This window comes from Bacillus sp. AFS031507 (assembly GCF_002584635.1).
Lineage (GTDB): Bacteria > Bacillota > Bacilli > Bacillales > Cytobacillaceae > Neobacillus.
Map to the genome: position 1 here is coordinate 223796 of NZ_NUOW01000006.1, position 17579 is coordinate 241374.

The following is a 17579-nucleotide window of genomic DNA, read 5'->3' on the forward strand; positions in this document are numbered from 1 at the left end:
AAACTAAATTATTGTTAAATAATTTCTAATTTTAGTAGTATTCAATCACTTTGTCAATAATTAATTTCAGAGAATCTAGATTTATGGAGAAACAAAAAATGAACCCACTGCAAGGGATTGGGTTCATTTATATCGCAATCGTTGATTCTGCATCCTTAATCTCCTAGTACCAAAAAATATTGAATATGATTTGCTGAGATGGGCGTAATCGCGATTATACGATAGCCGATACTTAGTAATTGCGACAAAGTTTCAGCACAATTGTGACGTGGAGGCTCAATCGGAGCATGGAAACTTTTATAAAGATTAATAAATTGATTATTATTTGTACAGTGAAGCAAGATCACATGTCTACCAGTCCATGCTTGACCAATCATGGTTTGTGGTTGGGTTTGTATTTCCCTTTTGATTCTCATAATGAACACCCTCAAGTATTGATACAATAGAATATGGATATAACCCTGTCCAATGTTCTTGGAAAATTAGGAAGTTTTTTTATATGATCCAAATATCTCCATAACAGCAAAAATGGGGTGTTTACTTAAACTCCCCCTCACCTTTTATTAGTTATTATATTTGGCAGATTTGTGAACTCACTCCATACGTCGAGGTTTTGCAGGATCACAATTGGGTGAGTCAAGATTTGCCGATTCTGCTAATTTCATAAGATAATAACATTCTTCACGGTACATATGATCCGCCATTAGGGGGGCGAATGTTCCTAATGCTTGCTTACTTAGTCTAAGTTCTTCTATTTCATGTAGAAAATTTTGAAATAATTTTATTTCTAACTGGCTGTCTGAATTCAATTTTAACAAAGCAGGGAACGAGTTCAAATTAGTTCTTAAATATCCTGCTAGTTCAACTGATTTCAGGTAAAAATCTTCAAAGTTCTTCCTAAATGTATTACTTTTCTCAATGAGTTTCTTTTCAACACTATCTAAATTAGAGGAAATTGCCTCTGAATGACCCGCAGCATCTAATAACCATAAAAGATGATGATGTAGTTCATGGTAAACAGGAGGAACTTCCCCTGCTTTTAGGTGTATTAAAATTCTTAAGTATTCCTCTAATTCATTGACCATATGATTGATGAAGGTTGGCGAAAGGTGCATTTTTATTTTCCCAATCAGATGTTTTCTTAATAAGTCCATTTTAAATTCCCGTAATCTTATAACCTCTGTTTCAGCTTCGATTGTTAATGTCACTAAATCTGAGGAATTTGCACGATCCAGAAGCTTGTCAAAAACTCGAATAAAAGATGATGCCTTTTCAATTTCCTCTTTTTGAACGGGTGCAAGAGCTTCATAAATAAACCGCGAATGATCACCTAATATTTGTAACCAAAAACGATGTTCAAATCTTGCTGTTCTTTCAAGGACATCATTCATGTTTATTCCTCCCCAATAAGAAATCCCCACACTATTTTGATGTTTATTCTTCTTATTTGCTTCTTATGACCAATGACATCCTGTTTGAAATTCCAACAATTTCAATTAAATCTATTAATCTCCTTTCTTCATCACTTTTATAGCCATTTCCTTCCATATATTTCATTACCTATACTTCATTCAGAAAAAATTCTAATAAAAAAAGGAATTCTCAGCGTTTTATAGAAGTGTTAAATTGGAGGTGTAGTGTTATGACGATAATATATTCACCTAGTAACGTACAGGAATTGCTTGGAATTGATGGCAATACATTACGGAAGTATGCCACTCTCTTGGAAGGACATGGGTATCAAGTTCAGCGTAATAACAGAGGACATAGAACCTATATAGATAAAGATGTTATCACTCTCCGCAAATTAATCGAATTCAGTAAGCAAGAGGGTATGACGATGGAACGTTCAGCCGAAGCTGTGATGACATGGATCTCTGAAGAAAATAAAACGGTAACACTTTTGGAAGAAGTGCCGTTACAGACAACTAATGATGGCGATACTGAGCAAAATACTAACACTAAAGAGCTATTGGATCGTATAGAACATTTGGAGCAAGTAAACTTAGATTTAATCAAACATTTGAAGGAGAAGGCAGTACGAGAAGCTCAGCTAGAAGAAAAGATTAATCTAATTTTGAAGTATGTTGAACGTATGGAGCAATTGGAAAAGGAACGAAGTAAAATGATTGAGGAAGAAACCAGAAAGCAAATCGCAGTCGCTGAGCAAAGGAAATGGTGGAAATGGTGGAAATGAGAAAAGCCGTGCTTAGAATAGCATGGCTTTTTTTACAAACATAAGTCAAACAATGAAAATTTTTTTCTTTTATTAAAAGAAGTTAACAGTTCATTTAAAACGAGGAATATCGACAACTTTTTCAATATACCTTGTTTATAATGACTTAAGTATTGAAGTGTAAAAAATTGAGGAGGAAACTAATGGACCTTCTACTCTATATCGGTACGAATCTATTAGGTGCTCTTGCTATTGTGCACCTGATTACATTCACTTTTAATCTATTTTCTAAATAAAGTTCGAGAAAAGGCCTTTTCAGCTACTTATTCTTTAATCTTTGCATTCTTTTAACCTTATATTGTTCAAAATCCCACTTCGATAAAAATTCTTTTGTAGAAGAATAGCCTGACATATAGAGAAAATCGATTTCAGCCGTAGCCAATTCAAAATCAGTAGCGTTGATGTCACCAGTTGGAATTTGAATGGTACGTTCAATCGTCTCTTTGTTCAAATATCGTAGATCATGGGCCTGAATCATTGTTTTAAATATATTTTTAAAAAGGTGGAGGGGCGTTGGTATTACGGGATCTATGTTAACTTTATCTTTCACAAAACGGAAGCCGAACGTTGGAAACCGAGGATTGTCCGTATCAAATATCCATATTGGAAAGTTACTTAGTAACCCACCGTCTAAAATGTAGGACTTTTTACGGTCTTTTGATTTCCAAATAACCGGACGGAAGAAAAATGGGAGAGAGGCACTCATCATAACTGCGGTTGAAACCTTAAAATCAGCAGGAGTCATCCCATACCGATCCAAATCATCTGGCAAAACAAGCATTTGGCCATTCGTAACATCAGAAGCGATTATTTTCAATTTTTCCGCTGGTAGATCCGCAAATGTCTTAATTCCTTTTTCTATAAGAAGTGAATCCATCCAGATTTCCAAGTAATCGTTTTTATAAATTCCAAGATGAATCATTAGTTCTAATAAGGTACCAAAAATCGGAATTCGATTCAAGTACGTTCTACCTCGTAGCTTTGAAAAATCTAGTTTGCTCAAATGATCTCTAATTTCATAGCTTTTGTAGCCGCTTGCCAAAAGAGCAGCGATTACAGCTCCTGCTGATGTTCCAGCTAATCTTTGCCATTCTACTTTTTCCTCTTCCATTGCTTGAATCGCTCCAATAAAAGCAATTCCCCTAGCCCCACCACCTTCAAAAACTGCATCCGCCTTCATTTTTTTCCACCTCACGAGTAATATATTTTAAACTGCTAAGATAGTTGATTAACGACGAAAATTAAGTTTTCCTGTCAAAACCCCATAAGTAAAAATGATGATTACATATTGGTTAATTGGCCCTTTATTAAAGTTTTATCTAATTCACGTACTTTATCATATGACTGTAACAGTTGTTCCGGTACCAATGTTCTCCCGTATTCCCAAGCATTCGTTTCAATTTCAGATTTAAGCTTCTCTATTTCTTCATCTTCACCATACATTAGAATCCTAAGATCATGTTTGTTTTTTTTAAAATCCAAGTAATACCCAATCACATGATAAAGAATAATTCTAACAAAGTTTTCATCTATCTCTTTAATTCTAATTTTGTTGATATAACCGTTAACTTGTAGATAATTAAATTTTATAGTATTTGTCGATACGTTATAACTCATCGGTACAGTGAGATTATTGTTAAATTCATAGTCAATATTTAAATTATGCTTATCTAATGTATCATTTATGATCTTTTCAATGTTCCTTATATAAAGCATTTTACTATCACTCCCTTTTAAGAACTTACTTCATCCAGTGGTATCAATATTTTCTTTTACATCCTACCTTTATATTGATAAATAGTATTCATTTGGACATTAATATGCTGTAATTATATCTTTATAGTATCCCGATTACGAAAAAACTTCGAAAGCCATATTTACCATTTCTTTCTACCTCAGCTACTATTTTAATAGTAATATAGGACCTTTGTTAAAATAATTTTAATATATAGGATTTTCAACTTGTCTGTTGATTTGCGCTCAGGCCAGTTAGCAGGGATAATCAATAAAAAAAATCGGGATTTTGGATCAGACAAAATGAAAAATTGCCGAGAAAATGAACCTTTCTCGACAATCTGAGCAGATCCATTGGATCTGCTTTTTTATATGTCTTACTTTCTGTAGGGAAAATTCATTCATAGATCATTATTTTTTTACTTTTATTGTCTCGGGTATGGCCTTCCAGTACATAGGGTCTTCTAAGCCGAGTCGCCAAATGCCGATTCCTTGTAAGTTATATTTTTCTACAAGGTTTAGTTTAGACCGCAGACTGTCACTATTCTCAAACCAAGCCTCGTGGATATGGTTTTTTTCATCTACATAATTGTAATGAGGTGTTTGCGTACGAGGGTCCCACAAAATTTCAGCTTTATATTTTGTTTTATGCTCCATTAACAGTGCATAGGAGCTATATAAAGCTTTTTTAGCTGTTTTGTCCCAGTCCCATCCATAACCAGCGATACCGAGTAAAATTTTTGATTTTGGGACTCCTTTATTCAAAGCATAACGAATCGTTGCTTCTGTCCAATTAGTCGACGCCGTTGACCCGGGTGTTGTGTTTGCGTTGTGTTCATCGTAGGTCATAATCATTACCCGATCTGCAAATATACCAAGTTTTGGGTAATCAAACCACGGTGACCAGGGATTAGCACGCGAATCACCTGTGTTTGCCGGGACGGAAACCGTCACTACTTTTCCATCACGATGCAGTGTATCAGACAATTTTTTAATCATTAGACTAAATGAATCTCGGTCTGTCAAATACAAATTTTCCATGTCTATATTAATACCGTCATAACTGAACTGATTTATTTCATTTCGTAAATTTCGAATGAAAACACTCCGGCTTTTATCATTATTGAGTACATTACTCGCTACTTGCTTGCCTTTCTCCGTGGTTTCATAAAAGAGGTTGTGAACAACTAGATATACCTTCACCTGTTTTTCATGAGCGCTTAGAATAACCTTTTTCTTATGTGCTGCTGGAACGGAATCTATCAGACTGCCTGGACGTTTATCATCAAGCTTGTACCAAAAGGGTGCAATGATGCTTATATTGTTGAATTGCGAGTTAAATGTAGGCTGAGAACCGGGAAAACTGCCTTCCTGTTCTGTGTAAAAACCTAAAACTTCACGAGAGATTTTATTAGTATTATGTACCTGAACTCTCTGGTCGTCCGTTTCTGAGTAACCTGGATGAAAATCCTGCATTTTCACTGGCGATGGCTTTTCGATACTGTTCGTATTTTCTCGAACACTATTTGGACTACCACTTTTTCTTTGTGAATGACTGCATGATGACATCATTAGTAAAAAAACCATGACTAAAGAAATTATGGTGAAGCACTGATAAAAGTTCCGCGACACCTATTACACCTACTTTTCTAATTTGTTTATTTCTTAAGTTGATGAGAAAAGTTATAATTTATTCACGGCAATTTTTAAGTCCTTCCTTCATTAACAAAGAAAGCGACTCCGAAAATTCAGAGTCGCCTTTTGTAATCATCAATATTTCGTATTTCAACTATTCTTTATTATTATCTGTCATCTTTTGTTTTTAATTCAATCATTCGGACCAGTTCACTAAGTAGTAAATCAGTATACTCATTTGAATTATTATCTTTCAGATAAAGTTGAACAAACCCTTTTATTGTTGTAAGCGGATTCCTTATTTCATGTGCCACTCCGTCTGCTAATTCACCAACGATGGAGAGCTTTTCAGATTGAATAATAATTTCTTCTGATTTTTTACGTTCAGTAATATCTCGACTAATAATGACGAAATGTAGGGAAAGCCGTTATCAAAAAAGCATACGAAGTAATCTCAAAAATTCATGAGTTAAGAGAAGAAGCAAAATTACAAGAAGCATTAGTTAAAACTGAGATAAAGATTTCATGTATTCCCGGATTGACTTATTCTGCCTTTGACTCTTTAGTAAAACTGCAAAATGATTTTCCTGAAGTTATAGTGGAAATCCGGGAAGATGAGATAAGGAAGATCATTAATGATGTTAAAAGTGGAAAATGTGATATCGGTTTAATAACGGCTAAGAAAATAGAATTAAGGGAAGAACTAGTCTTGGTGTTTTCAGAATTGGCTACCTATAGAGGAGAATATTTGAAGGCATTGTTGAAAACCGATTTGTTCCATTCATGCAAATAACAAACCGCTTCCGCCCCTGCCCAAAGATATTTGAAATTTGATCAAGATTATTGGAAATAATGGGAGCATGTTTGGGAAAGAGTTCTTCCAATTAACTACTGAAATTCAAATCCTAGATAACGAAAAATACCCATCCAAGTTTAAATTGATGGGTCTGTTATAACCTAATATTGCTTCATTTTAATTGTAAGGTTACTAGTCTCGCTTGCTCAATTTCTATTCTTGATTTGGCCATCTGTCATCTTTTTTTTGATTCTATAACATTAACAAGTTCTTCTATAATATCGTTTAAACTCATAGTGCTTGTATCTTTTCTTAAAATGATAGAAGTTTTAAATAGTAAAGTTTTTTCTTGTTCACTCATAAATATAGTTTTTTCTTGTTCATTCATATAACTTCCTCCACTTTAATAGAATGCTGAATTTTAATTCTAAATGGTAAAACCCAACTTATTCTTGGAAGATCTCTGAATAAATAATAAATAAATTTATCTGTAAGTCTAAAGATTCTTCATAGGGTGCAAGTAATCTATGATTAAAAAACATTACTCTTATCTACGAAAAAAAATATTTTACTATATTCAAATTCTAATCTGATTTAATATACTGATTTAAAATTTTTCTAGAATCATTTATGGGTGATTCATTAATAAATCGTGTGTTTAACTCATTAGCCAATAGCAGAATAAAGTCTTTGCAAAGATTTAACTTAATAGCAGAATTAAATGCTTCTAGCAATTGTTCAGTGCTAAGGTTATGCATACTTGTCTCACTCCACTTTACTCAAATACCTTCTTTCAAGTAAGAATATGAAGAGGGAATACTCAGTTGTAACAAAATTAAAAAAGCAGCGTGCCGTGAAGGTAAGGCTGCTTTTTTTGTACGATATAGGATATTTATTAACAAAGAAGGGCTCATCCGATTAAGAATGTGTTTTCCTTTAAATATGTACATTATTTACTTGGAGCAACAAGTACACGCACGCTATCTTCCAATCGATGGGCAATATTTTGATGAGTTTTTCTAGCCTGTTTTAAATAGTTGTCTGTGACAGCTTCCCAAGCATTCAGTGCTTCATTTGTATAGTCAATAAATGCCTCGCTATTTTGTTCAAAAAGTTTCTCAGTTCTTTCAATTAAATCAAAGGCTGAGTTAATTGGAGTTAAAGAAAGCTCCTCTAATTTACTAGCTGCTTCACTAACATGACTTTTTAAAGATTCAGTCACTTCATGAGTCGATTCATTTGTTTTAAAAATGTTGTTTTGGAATAATCCTTTACGCAAATCGCCATTTAATTTTGTTGTTTGCTCAAAAAGACCCTTTAACGTTTTGAGGTATACTCCATTGAATTTTGTAGTTTCTTTTATAGCCTGTAAGTAAAGTTCTTGGCGTTGTTCTCTATAATCTCTTGTACGAGATACGGCACCTTCAATTTGATCCCAAAATGTTTCAATAAATGAATCCGTAACATAGCTTGGTTCATTTTGCTCCTCTACTTTCGGAACCTCCACTTTTTTAACTTCCTTTTTTAGGACTTCTTCTTTTTGATGAATCATCTTTTGGACCATCTTCGTTCCTCCTCATTTACTTTGTAAATTTCTCTATTTTATCCTCCCTATGAAACGGAGGTATGTAGAGCTCAAGAAAACTAAAATACATTTTAAAAAATTGATCGAGCATGGATTGGTATAGCTCGAGTTGATTTGCATGACTACAGCTTAACAAAATTTCTATATATGTATTTTACACATATAGGCCACATTTCGTCAATTACATATAAACAATAAAATGAATAAAATTTAATAATGCATCTATTTTTTGACTATTAAAGTGCTTAAGGTACTTTTCTCCAGTAATATCAATATCGCGATGAGCTCTTTTTTATCGAACGCTAACGCCCGTCATATAAAAAATAGTGGCCTGGAATTATTTCCAACGCCACCATTCTCTTATTGACAATATTTTTACTTAAAGACACGTCACATCAACGTAATTAGTTTGCTTATGAGACACCCCTATGGCACATAGATGGATGTGTGGTACTCCTAATAAAAATTTGGAAGTTCCTCCTATGAAACAACAATAATTTAATATTTTTACTCTCGATTAAAAAGAACTGCTCCTGCAATGCCGGGGTGTGTCATTTCATAAGGATCTAATATTAGGTCTAACTCTTCTTCTGTTAATACATCATTTTGCAGGCAAAGCTCACGTACTGATTTTCCATTTAAAATGGCTTCTCGTGCGATACGTGCTGCCACCTCGTATCCAATATGCGGATTTACAGCTGTAATAATCCCTGCGCTTTTTTCTACATATTCTTTTAAACGATCTTCATTTGCTTCAATGCCTGCAAGACAGTAGTCGGTGAATGCGCGGAAGGCATTATTCATGATGCTGATGGATTGAAGTAAGTTGAACACAAGCACAGGTTCCATCACGTTCAATTCAAGCTGGCCCGCTTCAGATGCCAGGCAGATCGTATGGTCATTGCCGATAACTTGGAACGCTACTTGGTTAATCATTTCGGGCATAACCGGATTGACTTTTCCCGGCATAATGGATGAGCCGGGCTGACGGGACGGCAAGCTAATTTCCGCAAGTCCCGCACGAGGGCCTGAGGCCATTAATCGTAAATCATTGGCGATTTTCGACATGTTCATCATGCATACTTTCAAGGCAGCAGATACTTCTGTATACGCATCCGTATTTTGTGTTGCATCAACAAGATGCTCAGCGCCTATAAGTGGAAGGCCGCTAATGTCTGCCAAATGTTTTACCACGTTTTCAATATAGCGAGGGTCTGCATTTAAGCCTGTGCCAACGGCTGTCGCACCCATATTGACTTCATATAAATGCTGGCGTGATTGTTGAATACGTTTAATATCACGCTCCAACACTCGGCTATATGCTTCAAACTCTTGCCCAAGACGGATCGGTACCGCGTCTTGAAGATGTGTACGCCCCATTTTAATGACATGATCAAATTGCTGTGCTTTTTTCTTAAACACTTCCAGCATATATTGCATCGTGTCTAACAATTTTCCAACCAAATGGAGGGTTGCGATATGAATGGCGGTTGGAAACACATCATTCGTTGATTGTGACATATTGACATGACTATTTGGACTTAACTCAAAATAGGAGCCTTTTTCTTTGCCGAGCAGCTCAAGGGCGCGGTTCGCAATGACTTCGTTGGCATTCATATTCATGGATGTACCAGCCCCGCCCTGAATCGGGTCCACCATAAATTGGTCATGCCATTTTCCTTCGATGATTTCATCTGTTGCTTGAACAATCACTTGTCCAAGTCCCTCATATAAACATTTCACATCCATATTTGCAAGTGCTGCTGCTTTTTTAACGATGGCCAACGCTTTAATCAATTCTTCATGAATGCGATATCCCGTAATCGGGAAATTTTCCATAGCCCTTACTGTTTGAACACCGTAATACGCATTAATAGGCAGTTCTCTTTCACCTAAAAAGTCTTTTTCAATTCGTACATTTGATTGAATGGTATTAATCATTGACAAAACAAGCACCTTCCTCTTTGTTAAGAAATTCTATGATGCTTGAATTAAACTTTTCAGGATTTTCTTGATAACACAAATGACCACCTTCTGGAATAATAACGAGCTGGGAGTTTATCAATTCTTCATGAATCGCTTTCGATTCCTTTACAGGAGTAACAGAATCCAATTCACCACAAATAACAAGAACAGGAACATTTATCTGAGATAACACTTTCATATGATTTTGATGATAAAGTGAATATGCTACTGAACGATATCCTGCCGGTCTAACCTGTGTCATAATCTCTTTTACCCGCTGATATACTTCTTTTGAAGCATAGGGAGATAGCAAGGCATTGATCCTTTTTTCCGCTATCTCCTCAGGAGACAGATTTTCAATAGAAAATAATCGATTTTTTAATTTCAGCTCGTTCTCTTCTGGATCCAGAGCAGCAGCTCCTCTTGTTGGATCAGCTATTATAAGCTTTTGAACCTTATGAGCGTAAAGTCTACAAAACTCTATTGCAATTGCTGCTCCCATTGAATGCCCGAGAAGATAGATCTTTTCCAACTTCAGCTGATCCAGCATGCCTTTTAGAATATGTGCAAACTCTTTAAAATATCTAAATTCTTCAGCTGGATCTGAACTTTTCCCATAACCCGGAGCATCCCAGGCAATAACTGTGTAATGCTTTTTTAAGTCCTGTATTTGTTCCTTCCACGACTGTGAATTATTGCTCATACCATGCAGCAATACTAATGGTTCTCCATTTCCTTCTATTTCATAATGGATACTCAAGTCTTCTACTTGTACGTAAGGCATACTACCAGTCCTCCGACTTCCCATGAAAAAGTTGATATTTCACCGATTTTACTTCTCATAAGTAGGGTCCATTTGTTCAGACAACGTCACATGACCGGACCCTATTTTTGCTGATGCATAAATGACAACTTTTAGAACCTTCTTTCTAAAGGTCTATTTATTTCATTTTTTTATTTAGCCAAGTCCTCGCACTGACAATCCGCCATCGCTGGAAATAACTTCACCGGTGATCGCGCGTGCTTGGTCGGATGCTAAAAGTACATACGCCGCAACATGATCTTCTGGCATCTGGGCGAGTTGAAGAACATTTCGTTTTTTAATTCTGCTTGCTTTCGTATCATTATCCACGATTTTAACAAATGGACGCAGCGGTGGGATAACCGAGAGTGCTGTCAGTGTGCCCCCTGGTGCTACCGCATTTACGCGGATAGACGGCGCGAGTTCGAACGCAAGCTGGCGCATCAGTCCTATTTGAGCGTGCTTGCTCGCTGTGTACCACACGCCACCTCCATCAGGATAGAAACTCGCACCAGAAACAGTAAAAATAATATTACCATTTGTTTTTTGCAGTTCTTCAAGAGCTGCTTTTGCGCCGAAAAAAGAACCTTTTACATTAATATTGAGAAGGTAATCATACGCTTCGGAAAGCGCATCAGGAGTCACATCGGCAAATTTAGCAAAACCATCGAATACTCCAGCATTAGCGATAAAAACATCTAACTTTCCAAATTTTTTGACAGTAGCTTGGACAGCTTGCTCATTGTCTTCGTATTTGCTTACATCTCCCTGATAAGTGAGGATATTTTCACCAAATTCTTCTTTCATTTTCTCTAACGTTTCTAAAGAGCGGCCGATAATGCTCACTTTTGCTCCTTCTTGTATAAAACGGCGTGTGACAGCTTCTCCTATCCCTGAAGCGCCACCTGTAATCAACACTACTTTATCTTTTAAGTCCATTACCATTGTCTCCACCTCTCTAGTTATCTTTCATACGTGATTATTGTTACACGAAGATGGCAAGATTTCTTGTATTTATTGTTGTTTGATCTACAATGAATACCCGTTTGGAAAGTTTCCATTTTCCATCTTCAAATAGAAATTCATCATTTCGTTCACCCGAAATTAAATCATGATGAATATCTGTGCTTCGGCTACGGTAAATCAGCAAATTGCTCTTTACAACTGCCTTTTCACCCTCAACAAAGTCTTTCACACGCACATTGCTGACAAAGCGGCGCGTTCTTGAAGGAGGAATTTCCGCCCATGCATAATCCGTTTTCAAACGCTCCACGCGAAGCTTTAACAACTCAATATCATCATTAAACGTAAACATATCAGTTGAATAGTCTGGACGTTCTACTCCTTCTTTATTAACACGTACAGGCATTTGATAACGCAAGCTCGAGTGCATTAAATGAAACCAATCATCAAATTCAATGTCATCAAGTAATTGTGCTTCATCATACAACCACTGTTCAAACTCACATTTTGTCAGCATTTTTTCTACGTTCATTTTTCTTCCCCCTACTGCTCATCACTTCGTCATTAATTCCAGCCAATATTTGTAGAAATTACGCTGAGCCGCTTCTGTGAATTTATCATTGAAGGCAACACCTGGTCCGATAAACTCAACAGGTTCGCGATGAAGACCCATTGTATAGTTATAATTTAACTTATTTTGAAAAGGCATTGAGCCTTGGGCTGCTTCCGTAATGTCCGTAAATACCTCAGTATCATCTTGTTCAAAAATACCAGATGGGCTAAACGTCAAGATAAACGAATCTCTCGAACGATCCTTCCAATCTTGAGGGGCGTTTTTTTCAACGAGCATCCAAGCGATTACTTCCATCTTATTAAGACCAATTGGCCGCCACATTCTTATGGAAGTGTTAGAGATTAACTGGTCTTTTATTTTTGTATGGGAAATTAAAAATGATAGGTTCGGAAAAACGTTACCAATCATATTTTTCAAGTTTGATAACACTTCAAATTGTTCTTCAGACAAATTATTTTTATATTCATCTTTCAATTCTTCCGGGAAAGCAAAGTCAGGGTTAGGTGTTCCGAGATTTAGCCCATGTCCGTTTTCTGTGTAAATTTGAAAACCGCGCTTTGAATACGTTGCATTTGGCACCATTCCTAGTTTTGCAATTGAACCATGTGTGACCATCGTATGATAGGAATCACCAACAAAGTTATCAGAACCGACTTTCCAGTTAGAGTTCACGATAAATCGTTGAGGAGCCCCAATCACTTCCATTTCTGCGCGTCCTACAACGATATCTAAATACCATTTGAAATCGCCGAGAAACTCTTCAAGCGGCTCCGCATCTTGATTCCATGTTCCAAATAAAAGACCTTTATAAGATTGAAGCTTCACTTGGTGAAGACCCATTTCTGAACGGTTAAGCGTCTCGCCATAAATATCTTTTTGAAGCGGAACACCAACAAGCTCACCTGTATTTTTAAAGTTAAATCCGTGATATGGACACGTAAATAAAGACTTATTCCCTTTGTCAGCCCGACATAGTTTCATTCCACGATGGGTACACATATTATAAAAAGCACGAATTTCTCCTTCTTTATCACGTGTAATTATGAGTGAATATCCGGAAAGTTCACGTGTCATGAAGTCCCCTGTGTTCGGGATTTCAGATTCATGGCCGACAAAAACCCACGTTTTCAAAAATACTTTTTCATGCTCTAAATCGTAAACAGTTTGATCGCCTAAAAGGTAAGCAGGGATTACCCCATCCTCTGGTTTGACCGTTTCGTTCAAATAATTAACCACTTGCTCTTTCGACATTTCTTTTAATGATTGATCAGTTTTAAGCATACTTGTACTCCTCCCTCTACGGGCTTCACTTAATTCATTATCCAACTAGAATAGTCTTGTCTTTGTTTTGAAGCGTAGCCAGTACACTTAACGCAGCTAAATAACTCGTTTTCGGATTGTTTGGCATCGGATCATTTTCTACTTCAAGCTTAAGTTTTCCGAACGAACCTGACGCTTCAATAAGATGGCTATTCTTCAACACATCTGGATCGGCAATAATTTTTACTTTCGTCTTTTCAGAACCAAGACCAGCTAAAGATAAAACAATCGCAACATTAATATTTCTCGGAAACTGCTTAATTGCTTCAGCTGCAAAGCCTTCAAATAAAACCGTTTCTTTTTCTAATGAAGCACCTGCTGGCAATGCGCTTGTCGGTTTTCTCGTTGTAATGGACACTGATTCAAGTCCATTCACGGCTTTTGCAGATTTTAGTACATCGAGTCCTCCAATCGCACCAGATGGAAGAAAAACGTTTACATTATTTTTTCGGCAAATTTCGCGTACGCTTTTTTCAAAAGCAGCATCGGCCATTACTCCTATGCTACTTAATAATAAATCTTTTCCACCTTCAAGCACTTTCAATGAGTACTCTTCAGCGGCTTCAATGGTCGCTGCTTCAATGACTAGATCCACATCAGAATGAAGGAGTGAGCCAACATCTCGATACGACTGTGTCCCAAATTCCTCTGCTAGTTGAGCTGCGATTTCTTCGCGGCGTGCATAAATCGAAACGATTTTTCCACCTGGAAGAAGTCCGTCCTTATTTATTGCCTGAAGCAGAAATGTACCGATATTACCGCACCCAATTAGCCCTAGTTTCATGTCATTCACCCTTTCTCAATCAGCAAACCCGTATGAATCTGCATAGAATTCCAGTCCACAATGTCTCGTTTCGCGGGAAACACCACTTTCTTTTAAACCCGGAAAGTCGAGAGCCAAATCACTGAAAACGGTATGATTGTTATGGAAAACAGCTCCTGCCTCGAGGCGATCGGCCAGCTCAATAGCTAATTCTTCATTCTCAGTCCAAACAGACGCCCGTAAACCAAATTCACTATCATTCGCTAACTTTACCGCTTCATCAACATCAGAGAAAGGCAAAATAGGGATGACTGGTCCAAATTGCTCGACGCGAACTACTTCGCTTTGCTGATCGATTCCTGTAACAATCGAAGGAAGCATATAATAACCTTGATCCCACGATTCCGGATTAAGTTGAATGCCGGAAGTGATTACTTCTGCACCTGACTTAACTGTACGTTTGATCAACTCATTCACATAATCAAACTGCGCTTTATTATTTAATGGCCCCATTGTTACATCAGGCTGAATGCCATCACCAACAACAACCCGTTCAAACTCTTTCGTTAATTTTTTCACAACTTCTTCATAACGTGATTCATGGACATACACTCGTTTAATAGCTGAGCAAACTTGGCCTGCTGCTCGTAAAATACCCATTTTAAGACGATTGATCGCTGCTTCATCCATGTTAGCATCGTCCAAAATAATTGCCGGATCATTGCCGCCGAGTTCCATATATACTTTTTGGAGATTTCCTGCAGACTTCTTCATAATATCTTTTCCTGTTTCAGTACTGCCGACAAAAGCGACGGTACGCACGCGGGAATCAGAGCAAAGTATGTCACCGATTACTTTTCCTGAACCTGTCACAATATTAATGACGCCTGGTGGAAAATGTTCAGCGACTACTTTTAAACAAGTCATAATTGTTAACGGACAATTTGTAGCAGGTTTTACAACGACGGTATTGCCTGCTAAAATGGCTGGGATGACTCGTTTAAATGTTAAAATCATGGGTGAATTCCATGGTGTGATCACTGCTGTGACGCCTCTTGCTCTTCTTCTAACTTGGACTTTTTGATTTCCTGGAAGCACTTCTGGTTTCCACCAGTTAAGCAGCTCTGCTGCGCAGCCCTTCATGACCTCAACACAGCGTAGTAAATCTTTTTTAGCTTCTACTAGTGTTTTTCCATTTTCCCGTACAAATAGTGTGACATTTTCCTCGATGATAGTCGCCAGGTCTTCTGCCGCTGTGTTCATGAGGGCTGCTCGGTCTCCTATATCAGAACGAGACCAGGTTTCATAAGCCTTATCTGCCACTTCTATCACTTCATTTACAATGTCCTCAGAACATATTGCCACTTGGCCTACTACTTCTGAAGTGTTTGCAGGATTAATCACATCGGCTGTTTCTTTTATTTCTTTCCATACTCCATTAACGAGGTATCTTCCTGAAACAACTGGATAAGTCGAAATCATTTTCAATCCTCCTTTATATTTTTTTTGGTTTAAATGCTTCCGCTGCCCCTGGAGGTCCGCCGAACGGTTTTGCCATTGGCCCAACAGCTTCCATATCGACAACGATCATTGACGGTTTACGTCTTTCTTTTGCTTTTTTTAGTTCGCTAACAAATTCATCTCCAGAACCAATCCGTACAGCAGCATAGTGCATTGACTCAGCAAGCTTTACAAAATCAGGACTCAATAAATCCACAGCTACTTGGCGTCCATATGCAGCGTCTTGGATATTGCGAAGAACCCCGTAGCCTGAGTCATCAAACAATACAATGATGATAGGTAAATTTTCTTCAGCTGCCGTAACCATTTCCCCGACATTGACCATAAACCCGCCGTCTCCTGCCATCAGCACAACTGTTTTATCTTGACAACCCATTTGTGCACCAATTGCTGTTGGAAGGCCTTGACCAATTCCGCCCCCTGACGCATGAATGGAAGTCCTCGGTTCATAAATTTCAAATAAACGGCTTCCCCAAACGTTTGCCTGAACAGTTACATCACGAACTAAAATGGTATCGCGCGGCAATATTTCTCTCATTCCATCTACAAATTGCTCATATGGTCCGAGCGTTTCACGGAGTTGAGCGCGCACTTCATCTCTTAGGGAACGTACTTCTTCTATATAAGAAGGTACTGCAGAAACTGATTTTTCTTCGAGCTTTTGCACGAGAGCCTCTAACAAATCTTTTGCATCGCCAACTAAACCGAATGTCGCTTTATAGTTACGGTTGATTGCCTGCCAATCCGCATCAATTGCAATATGCTCTTCTGGTACAGGTACTTTCCAGTTGGACGTTTCATTCCCTCTAAAACGGACACCTACGCTGATCAATAAATCCGCATTTCGTAAAAACTCTTTTGTGGACTCATATGCCGCAAAATGTCCGATGCATTGTTCGTGGTCTTCTGGAATCGAACCTTTTCCTGTTTGACTTGTAATAACTGCTGCGCCAAGAATTTCCGCCAATTGTTGCAGCTCATGTGAAGCATTAGCAGTGATGACACCGCCTCCTGCCCAAATTACTGGACGGCGTGCTTCAATAATTTTTGTCACTGCTTGTTCAGGAATAAATGCCTTTGATTGTTGTTTAGACTCTGCAACTTGTACACCATCAAGTGAAAGATCCTCTATAATCGCCGATTGAAAGTCAATCGGAATTTCCAGTGATACCGGTCCAGTCGGCGCAGTTAACGCTTCTTGAATCGCCTTTCTTACTACTGCAGCTGTTTGTTCCGGCCTTCTAAGCCGTACAGCATGTTTACATGCACCGCTCATCATCGAGAGCTGATCTTTGCATTCATGTATGTATCCTCTACCTGTTCCAAGATATGGAGATGCGACTTCTCCGGTAAGATGAAGAAGTGGAACGCCGGCAGCCCAAGCTTCAACTAATGAACCAGCTGCATTTCCTGCTCCTGTTCCCGTACTTGTAATAACTACACCTAATTTTCCAGTCGCACGCGCATAACCATCTGCCATATTGACTGCACCGCTCTCACCACGCGAACAGATAAGCTTAATGCTTCCCTCTCTAAGAATGGCATCATAGATAGGCATATTATGAATACTGACAATACCGAAAGCGGTTTCTACGCCTGCACGTACTAGCTCTTTTACAATGGCATCAGCTGTGGTAAACTCTATCTCTTCTTGTTTTTTCATTGTGATATCCACCTTTGTTTAG

Annotated in this window: 18 protein-coding genes; 1 reads left to right on the forward strand and 17 read right to left on the reverse strand. The window is 37.7% G+C overall.

Translation table 11 applies throughout. The features are described from left to right. Positions 1-155 precede the first annotated feature (155 nt). Together COE25_RS07820 and COE25_RS07825 are read right to left on the reverse strand one after the other, a co-directional pair. Complete coding sequence (locus COE25_RS07820) at positions 156-416, reverse strand: hypothetical protein (protein WP_088086719.1); 261 nt, start codon at positions 414-416, stop codon at positions 156-158. Positions 417-593: 177 nt separating this feature from the next. Continuing rightward, positions 594-1391 (reverse strand): DUF2935 domain-containing protein, encoded by a 798-nt coding sequence (locus tag COE25_RS07825; protein WP_098932203.1) that lies wholly within the window; start codon positions 1389-1391, stop codon positions 594-596. A gap of 251 nt (positions 1392-1642) precedes the next feature. Here COE25_RS07825 and COE25_RS07830 point away from each other — a divergent pair, with 251 nt between their 5' ends. Further along, positions 1643-2197, forward strand: coding sequence for a MerR family transcriptional regulator (locus COE25_RS07830; RefSeq protein ID WP_098932204.1), 555 nt, complete (start codon positions 1643-1645; stop codon positions 2195-2197). Positions 2198-2495: 298 nt separating this feature from the next. On the opposite strand, the gene COE25_RS07835 is transcribed toward COE25_RS07830, so the two are convergent. The 15 genes from COE25_RS07835 to COE25_RS07910 form a co-directional block, all read right to left on the reverse strand. Continuing rightward, positions 2496-3416: a patatin-like phospholipase family protein gene (locus COE25_RS07835; RefSeq protein WP_098932205.1), complete on the reverse strand. Its 921-nt coding sequence runs from the start codon at positions 3414-3416 to the stop codon at positions 2496-2498. A 101-nt stretch (positions 3417-3517) separates the two neighbouring features. After that, the gene (locus COE25_RS07840) at positions 3518-3952 is read right to left on the reverse strand and encodes a hypothetical protein (RefSeq protein ID WP_088086715.1); all 435 of its coding nucleotides are present in this window, start codon (positions 3950-3952) and stop codon (positions 3518-3520) included. A 429-nt stretch (positions 3953-4381) separates the two neighbouring features. After that, complete coding sequence (locus COE25_RS07845) at positions 4382-5542, reverse strand: glycosyl hydrolase family 18 protein (RefSeq protein WP_257208727.1); 1161 nt, start codon at positions 5540-5542, stop codon at positions 4382-4384. A gap of 230 nt (positions 5543-5772) precedes the next feature. Further along, complete coding sequence (locus COE25_RS07850) at positions 5773-6012, reverse strand: histidine kinase dimerization/phospho-acceptor domain-containing protein (RefSeq protein ID WP_098932206.1); 240 nt, start codon at positions 6010-6012, stop codon at positions 5773-5775. 624 nt (positions 6013-6636) lie between these two features. Beyond that, positions 6637-6789 carry a hypothetical protein gene (locus COE25_RS30570; protein ID WP_179195768.1) on the reverse strand — a complete coding sequence of 51 codons (153 nt, stop codon included), beginning with the start codon at positions 6787-6789 and terminating at the stop codon, positions 6637-6639. 196 nt (positions 6790-6985) lie between these two features. Next, positions 6986-7159 carry a sporulation histidine kinase inhibitor Sda gene (sda, locus tag COE25_RS07860; RefSeq protein ID WP_098932208.1) on the reverse strand — a complete coding sequence of 58 codons (174 nt, stop codon included), beginning with the start codon at positions 7157-7159 and terminating at the stop codon, positions 6986-6988. A 191-nt stretch (positions 7160-7350) separates the two neighbouring features. Continuing rightward, a complete protein-coding gene (locus COE25_RS07865; protein WP_098932209.1) occupies positions 7351-7965 on the reverse strand; it encodes a hypothetical protein in 615 nt (204 codons plus the stop codon). Between the two features lie 528 nt (positions 7966-8493). Next, a complete protein-coding gene (gene aspA, locus COE25_RS07875; protein ID WP_088090371.1) occupies positions 8494-9927 on the reverse strand; it encodes an aspartate ammonia-lyase in 1434 nt (477 codons plus the stop codon). Beyond that, complete coding sequence (locus COE25_RS07880; protein WP_098932210.1) at positions 9920-10735, reverse strand: alpha/beta fold hydrolase; 816 nt, start codon at positions 10733-10735, stop codon at positions 9920-9922. The genes aspA and COE25_RS07880 overlap by 8 nt, the downstream gene beginning before the upstream one ends. Positions 10736-10909: 174 nt before the next feature. Then, entirely contained in the window at positions 10910-11692 is a 783-nt protein-coding gene (locus COE25_RS07885; RefSeq protein WP_256942321.1) for an SDR family NAD(P)-dependent oxidoreductase, read from the reverse strand. A gap of 46 nt (positions 11693-11738) precedes the next feature. Continuing rightward, the gene (locus COE25_RS07890) at positions 11739-12248 is read right to left on the reverse strand and encodes an aromatic-ring-hydroxylating dioxygenase subunit beta (protein WP_098932211.1); all 510 of its coding nucleotides are present in this window, start codon (positions 12246-12248) and stop codon (positions 11739-11741) included. Between the two features lie 21 nt (positions 12249-12269). Beyond that, positions 12270-13571 (reverse strand): aromatic ring-hydroxylating oxygenase subunit alpha, encoded by a 1302-nt coding sequence (locus tag COE25_RS07895; RefSeq protein WP_098932212.1) that lies wholly within the window; start codon positions 13569-13571, stop codon positions 12270-12272. A gap of 37 nt (positions 13572-13608) precedes the next feature. Beyond that, the gene (nadX, locus tag COE25_RS07900; protein WP_088086708.1) at positions 13609-14394 is read right to left on the reverse strand and encodes an aspartate dehydrogenase; all 786 of its coding nucleotides are present in this window, start codon (positions 14392-14394) and stop codon (positions 13609-13611) included. A gap of 15 nt (positions 14395-14409) precedes the next feature. After that, entirely contained in the window at positions 14410-15855 is a 1446-nt protein-coding gene (locus tag COE25_RS07905; RefSeq protein ID WP_098932213.1) for an aldehyde dehydrogenase family protein, read from the reverse strand. A 13-nt stretch (positions 15856-15868) separates the two neighbouring features. After that, positions 15869-17557 carry a thiamine pyrophosphate-binding protein gene (locus COE25_RS07910; RefSeq protein WP_098932214.1) on the reverse strand — a complete coding sequence of 563 codons (1689 nt, stop codon included), beginning with the start codon at positions 17555-17557 and terminating at the stop codon, positions 15869-15871. Positions 17558-17579 lie beyond the last annotated feature (22 nt).